This window comes from Mesorhizobium sp. M4A.F.Ca.ET.090.04.2.1, from assembly GCF_003999085.1.
GTDB lineage: Bacteria > Pseudomonadota > Alphaproteobacteria > Rhizobiales > Rhizobiaceae > Mesorhizobium.
In genome coordinates this window covers 1-3,857 of the sequence record NZ_RZOT01000564.1, presented here as the reverse complement: position 1 = coordinate 3,857, position 3,857 = coordinate 1, and the positions used below count along the sequence as shown (strand labels likewise).

Genomic DNA, 3,857 nt, shown 5'->3' with positions numbered 1-3,857 from the left:
GTTCACCATCACCCAGCAGGAGGAGTATGGCGAGAAGGTGCTGGCCTATGACGGCAAGCAGCTCGCCGACAATTACGACGTCTTCTTCGACAAGATTGTCGAGGTCGGCGGCGTCAAGGTCGCACTGTTCGATGTCGGCGATGGCGGCAATCAATGCGGGCCGGCGAGTGTCATCGCCTGGAAGCCGGAAGGCGGCGAGATCCAGACCACCACCGTCGAGCAGGACGAATGCGGCGCGCCGCCGGCCGCGGTCTCCGACAGCGCCATCTACTATGTGCCCTTTCTGCTGCCGGGCGAGACGAGAGCGGCGCTGCAATGGTCGCCGACGGAAGGGCTGACCACCTCCGGCAACCTCACCTACACGCCGGAATCCGGCACCGACTGGAAAGATGTCGACCCGTCGAAATACGACAACATCATCGACGCCTTCCACAACGAGGCGGTCTACAAGGCGGCGCAGACGGTGCTCGGCGACACCATGCCCGACATGGCGACCAGCCTGCTGGTCGGCGGCGGCACCGAAAACACCGCATCCGGCGCCTTCTACGCCACCGGCTGCGTGCCGCATGATTGCGGCGGCAATGACGGCTTCATGGCGGTCGATCCGGTCAAGCACAAAGTCTATTTCGCGCGCCGCGGCGACAATGGCGAGCCACAGGGCTGGCCCGACCTGAAGACGTGGCCGGCGGATATCAAGAAAGCGTATGACGACGCGCAGGGGTCGGCGAATTAGCCCGAGCCTCTATTGCTAGGTCGCGTTCCTTCGCGCCCCCCTCTGTCCTGCCGGACATCTCCCCCACAAGGGGGGAGATTGGCTGTTTCGGCGCCCCGCCTGTTTTGCAACGCTGGTGATTGGCGAAAACCGGCGTGACATCTGATCTCCCCCCAAGTGGGGGAGATGGCCGGCAGGCCAGAGGGGGGCGCTGTCCCGTCAGCATCAAAAGTTTGCACCGCCAGTCTACGCTCCCTGGCTCACGACTGGATCGCTCGTCCGTTTCAGAATGCGCGCATCCAACGCGAGGCTCTCCATGCGCACACTCATCTCCACCGGCTCGCCCTTCGAGAAAACCGCCGGCTATTCGCGCGCGGTGGTGCAGGGCGACTGGTGCTTCGTCTCCGGCACGACCGGTTACGACTATGCCACCATGACCATGCCCGACACGGTCGAGGCGCAGACGCGCAATTGCCTCGCGACCATTGCCAAGGCCTTGGCCGACGGCGGCTTCGAGATGGCCGATGTGGTGCGGGCGCATTACTACATCACCGACCAGGCCTATGTTGACGTGGTGTTCCCGATCCTCGGCGAGGCGTTCGGTGATATTCGGCCGGCGGCGACGATGATCGTCTGCCAGCTCAACAAGCCGGAAATGAAGATCGAGATCGAGGCGACGGCGCTCCGGCGCACGGCCTGATGCAGGTCGCCCAGGACAGGGGCACCGGCTTGCACAAAGCAAGGATCAGCCGATGGTAAAGGTCAAGCGCATCGTCGCCAACATCGCCACGCAGGACACCCTCGCGGCGCAGCATTTCTATCAGGACGTGCTCGGGCTTGATGTGCTGATGGACCAAGGCTGGATCGTCACCTGCGGCTCGGCCGAGACGATGACGGTGCAGATCAGCTTCATGACCGAGGGCGGCTCCGGCACCCCGGTGCCTGATCTTTCGATCGAGGTCGACGACGTCGACGAGGCGCTTGCGGCCATGCGCAAGGCCGGCTTCGCCATCGAATACGGCCCGGCCGACGAGCCCTGGGGCGTGCGGCGCTTCTATGTGCGCGACCCGTTCGGCCGGCTGGTGAATGTCCTTTCGCACCGGTGACGGTTGAAAGGCTTGCGCCGCAAGCACTTGGCGTTTAGCAAGGCCGCGGTTTCTCCAAACACTCTCGGGACGGTTCTCCATGGCTTCGAAAAATCTCCTCCTGCTCGCCGGCGACGGCATCGGCCCCGAGGCCATGGCCGAGGTGAAGAAGCTGATCGCGGCCATGAATGAAAAACTCGGCAGCGGTTTTGCCACCGATGAGGGGCTGGTCGGCGGTAGCGCCTACGACGCGCATGGCGCGGCGATCTCCGATGCCGACATGGAAAAGGCGATGGCGGCGGATGCCGTGCTGTTCGGCGCGGTTGGCGGGCCGAAGTGGGACAAGGTGCCTTACGAGGTGCGTCCCGAGGCCGGGCTGCTCCGCCTGCGCAAGGACATGGAGCTGTTCGCCAATCTCCGTCCGGCGATCTGCTACCCGGCGCTCGCCGCATCCTCCTCGCTCAAGCAGGAGGTGGTCGAGGGCCTCGACATATTGATCGTGCGCGAGCTGACCGGCGGCGTCTATTTCGGCGAGCCGAAGCAGATCATCGATCTCGGCAACGGCCAGAAGCGCGGCATCGACACGCAGGTCTACGACACGTTCGAGATCGAGCGCATCTCGGGCGTCGCCTTCGAGCTGGCGCGCACGCGCCGCAACCAGGTCACTTCGATGGAAAAGCGCAACGTCATGAAGTCGGGCGTGCTGTGGAACGAGGTTGTCAGCCAGACCCACGCGGCCAGCTACAGCGACGTCAAGCTCGATCACATGCTGGCCGATGCCGGCGGCATGCAGCTGGTGCGCTGGCCGAAGCAGTTCGACGTCATCGTCACCGACAATCTGTTCGGCGACATGCTGTCCGACATCGCCGCCATGCTCACCGGCTCGATCGGCATGCTGCCGTCGGCCTCGCTCGGCGCGCCGGATGTGAAGACCAAGAAGCGCAAGGCGCTCTACGAGCCGGTGCACGGCTCGGCGCCCGACATCGCCGGCAAGGGCATCGCCAACCCGATCGCCATGATCGCGTCCTTCGCCATGTGCCTGCGCTATTCCTTCGGCATGGTGGCCGAGGCCGACAAGCTGGAAGCGGCGATCGCCGCCGTGCTCGAAGACGGCCTGCGCACCAAGGACATCTTCTCCGACGGCATGAAGGAAGTCGGCACCATTGAAATGGGCGACGCCATCATCGCCAAGTTCCTTGGATGACAGATGGGCGAGGTGGGTCGCGCCATCGAAAGGGATGCTCTTGGCGAGCATAAACGCCAGGCCGACTTTCGCACCGACCAGCGTCTCGCGCCACTGCGGCAGTTCGTATGCGATCGATATCAGATCGAGAACAGTTTGAGCTGGGCTCTTGATCTGGCTTTGGCCCGGCAAGGTGGTTGATTGCGAAATTACCTATGAAGGATCCGAATTCAAGATTGTTGGGACCGAGACGATCCAAACCCACAAGAAGGCCCTTCGTGGTGACACTGCGAAGCACTTCAAGATTATCGAATACATCGCTTTGAGCGAACACGGTCAGTCTGGCTTGCGGCCCTAGTCTAGAACCTGACGCCGACCGGCATCGGTCCCCATTTGTTGTCGCCGGCCTGGGTCGGGATCAGCCCGAAGACGAGCGTCGCGAGCCAGCCGATATAGGGCAGGAAGCAGAGGATCGCGAGCCAGCCGGTCAGGCCGAGATCGTGCAGACGGCGCACGAGCAGCGCGACCCACGGCAGGAAGGTCAGCAGGATGTAGAGAACGACAAGGCAGATCATGACGATCGGCAGGTCGTCGCCCTGTTCGATGCCGCTTCCCAAATCCACAGAGAGGCCGACGCCGACAATGACGGCGAGGCCGATCGTCCAGAAAAGGCAAAAACCCCAGAACTCCTTGCGCCGGGCGCGGCCGGAGAAATCGACGTAATTGGTCGTCAGGCCGCGCCAGAAATAGTCCCACAGGCCACTCGATCCGATCGTTCCATTTTCGGCGTTGCGGCCGAAATGGTTGGGCACCGCAGGCGCGCTGCCCGGCAAGGGGCGAGGAGACGCCGCGGTCGGGGTGGCGGGCTCTGCCGGAC

6 protein-coding genes are annotated in these 3,857 nt (G+C 63.6%); 5 read left to right on the top strand and 1 reads right to left on the bottom strand.

Features of this window, described 5'->3' with window-relative positions; all coding sequences use genetic code 11:
* The 5 genes from EN781_RS28145 to EN781_RS34575 all read left to right on the top strand — a co-directional run.
* Positions 1-733, top strand: a 733-nt coding sequence (locus EN781_RS28145) for a hypothetical protein (protein WP_127400542.1), incomplete at its 5' end; no start/stop codon positions are given.
* A gap of 295 nt (positions 734-1,028) precedes the next feature.
* Complete coding sequence (locus tag EN781_RS28135; RefSeq protein WP_126057392.1) at positions 1,029-1,412, top strand: RidA family protein; 384 nt, start codon at positions 1,029-1,031, stop codon at positions 1,410-1,412.
* A 52-nt stretch (positions 1,413-1,464) separates the two neighbouring features.
* Positions 1,465-1,818, top strand: a complete 354-nt coding sequence (locus EN781_RS28130) for a VOC family protein (protein WP_126057393.1) — start codon at positions 1,465-1,467, stop codon at positions 1,816-1,818.
* Positions 1,819-1,897: 79 nt separating this feature from the next.
* Positions 1,898-3,001 (top strand): 3-isopropylmalate dehydrogenase, encoded by a 1,104-nt coding sequence (leuB, locus tag EN781_RS28125; protein ID WP_126057394.1) that lies wholly within the window; start codon positions 1,898-1,900, stop codon positions 2,999-3,001.
* 3 nt (positions 3,002-3,004) lie between these two features.
* Complete coding sequence (locus EN781_RS34575) at positions 3,005-3,181, top strand: hypothetical protein (RefSeq protein ID WP_189347901.1); 177 nt, start codon at positions 3,005-3,007, stop codon at positions 3,179-3,181.
* A gap of 158 nt (positions 3,182-3,339) precedes the next feature.
* Here EN781_RS34575 and EN781_RS28120 read toward each other — a convergent pair.
* On the bottom strand, positions 3,340-3,857 hold a 518-nt coding region (locus tag EN781_RS28120), incomplete at its 5' end, for a DUF805 domain-containing protein (RefSeq protein WP_145965669.1).